Genomic DNA, 2,526 nt, shown 5'->3' on the forward strand with positions numbered 1-2,526 from the left:
AGCCCGCCGTCACCCGACAGCAGCAGTCACACCGGCCCGTGAATCAGCGGGGCTAGCTCTCGTTGGACGCGTGCCTCCTCACGAAGCCGAGCCCGTTCTTCGCGGGCTGCTTCGCGTTCTGCCTGCTTCTTCATCAACCAGTCGGCGGTGAGTTCAATCTCTTCAACGCGCAACGCATGGAATGCGTCGTCGATGCGCATTTCCATCAGTGCTCCGAGACGCGCGATGGCGGTCCGCGATGCCTCGAGCCGACGTTTTGCGGTGTCGACGTTTCCTGCCCGCAAGGAACGGATGACGTTGTCAGCTTCGGCGTTGTATGCGCGCAGCATTAGCTTGCCCAAGTCCGACGTCATGCGACGTCCCTGGGCGAGTGAGTTGTTCAGTGTGAAGAGATCGGACTTCACAATGGCTCGGCTCTCGCGGATTGAGTCGGCGATCCGGGCTTCGAGCTCCTTAAGGCGCTCCTTGTACGCGGCGGCAGACTCCAGCGGATGATGGTAGCGATAGATACCTGCTGCTTGCAGAACGCGGGCATCGTCGAGATCGATCGGTCGCTCCCCTTCACGAGCAGCCAATGCGCGGCGCAATTCGGCATTCTCGGCTTCCAAGAAAGCGATTCGCGCGTTCGGGTTTTGTTGGGGATCGGCAGGAGGTTCCGGTTCGGGTAGGTCTTCGACTTCGGTCGGCGTAGTGGCCTCGTCTGAGTCTGATAGCCATAGCTTCCAACCGGCCGGCGGTTCGGGCCAGGTGGGATCAGGGGTCCATCCGGCCGGTGGCTGCCAGCCGGGTGGGGGCTTAGGCCATCCCGGTGGTGGGTTGAAAATTAGGTTCATGGCTGGCTAGAGGCGCCTGATGCCAGATGGGTTGATCGGGGCCAGACCGTGCGGGTTTTTCGAGACCACCGCGCCGAGATGCTGGAGTGTTACGGCCGGGACAATCTCCGAGAGGTCCAGCTCGTTGAACGAGTCGCGGTCAACGGCTACAGCGGCAAAGGGAACGTAGGTCTCACGCCCTGTGGCGGGACTGATCGTCTCGGTGCCTAGCTCGAGTGAGATGCTGCGAATCAGCCCGCGGCGGTCAGCCTCGAAAACTTCATGCAAGCTACGCAGTGCGACAGCGTGCACGATGCCTGCGTAGCGGTCCTTGGCGGCCTTCTGCGAAAGCTGCGTCTCACCGATTTCGTCGGTGGACTTCGTGTACTTGTACGCCTTAATGGTTGGCACAGTCTCTGGACCAGGCATTGTGACCCGAAGCGTGAGCTCTGCTGTGGCCGGCTCGAACTCGGACTCATGACCCACAGGGAAATGCTCAGGGTAGACAGAGTTGGCCAGCACGATTCCGACATACTCCTGTACTGCCTCGACCGTGCCGTACCCGAGCCCGGCGATCAGTTGGTCTAACTCGTCGTTCTGTTCTCGCGCCGCACGCTCCCTCTCCGCGGACTCCGCCTCATACTGTGCGGTCGCTTTTGCCAGCGCTTGGAGCCGGACGCGCTCAAGCTCGGCATGCTCCGCAGCTTGTGCTGCCTGGCGCGCAGGAAGCGAATCCATCGCGGCCTGCCATGCCTGGTAATCGGCGGCGTAGCGGCGATCAACCTCGGCTTCGGCTGCGGCCAACTTCTTCTTCCGTCCGAACGGGCCTTTCGGTGGCGCAACTTCACGGCGTACGGGAAGTGGAGGCTCCGGGATCGGCGCTGGCGCGGGGACGGGGGTGCGGAGATCTGACCTGGGAAACGGTGGATGTTGGGCGGTCACACGTAAAGCCTCGAGATCGACATAGTCGTCTACGTCAAGGGTTGCCTCCAGAAGCCCGTCCAGTTCTGCATAGTGCTCAGCCAGCTCTGCATTTAGTGACTCCACCCGAGCTTGCATGGCTTCGACATGCGCTGCTCGGGCCTCGCGCTCCAATCGCTTACGGTCAGCTTGCGCGGAGCGCGCCGCAGCCACCTGCGCACGCTCCGCAGCCCGCTGCGCCTGCTCGGCACGCCGTACGGCTGCCACCTGCTGACGGGCTGCTGCACGCTGACGCTGCTCGGCCAGGCGAGCCTGCCGCTGCATCTCTGCGAGGAACCCACGTCGACGAGTCACTAACAACCTCCATAGTGGGATAGCACGCAGACCGGACAGGAGCCGTCGTTGATGATCTGTCCGATGTCATCACTGCGAACACGAAAAGTGGACAACGAGTCCTTATCTTAACGACTATCCAGACAAGGGCCGGGCAGTTCGTCGCGGTCACACCTGGAGCCCCGCCGTTCCTTGGGGTGCCGAGCGTCCGAGCGTCATGCTGCTGTCGATGACTCCTGCTCGCGGCAGGATCCCGTTGGGGTACACCCGTGCGGGACGGCATGCCGCCAACCGTCGCCGCTGTGGCTTTCGCCGTTATATGGCGGGGTTCTGTCGACGCTCTGTGGCGGCATCTGCTCATGGCGATACACGCGAGCACCGGTCTGGTCACAGATAGCGGCAGACCGGAGCGTGTCAAATCAAATGAGACGTGAGGTGCTCGGTTGGGCTTGGCTAGTTT

Annotated in this window: 2 protein-coding genes; both read right to left on the bottom strand. The window is 62.4% G+C overall.

What is annotated here, in order from left to right; translation table 11 throughout:
* Positions 1–26: 26 nt before the first annotated feature.
* Positions 27–608, bottom strand: coding sequence for a DUF4041 domain-containing protein (locus IY392_RS02645; protein ID WP_228548933.1), 582 nt, complete (start codon positions 606–608; stop codon positions 27–29).
* Positions 609–839: 231 nt separating this feature from the next.
* Entirely contained in the window at positions 840–2,057 is a 1,218-nt protein-coding gene (locus IY392_RS02650) for a hypothetical protein (protein WP_107746573.1), read from the bottom strand.
* Positions 2,058–2,526: the final 469 nt, after the last annotated feature.

Source organism: Dietzia sp. SYD-A1, from assembly GCF_015356725.1.
GTDB lineage: Bacteria > Actinomycetota > Actinomycetes > Mycobacteriales > Mycobacteriaceae > Dietzia.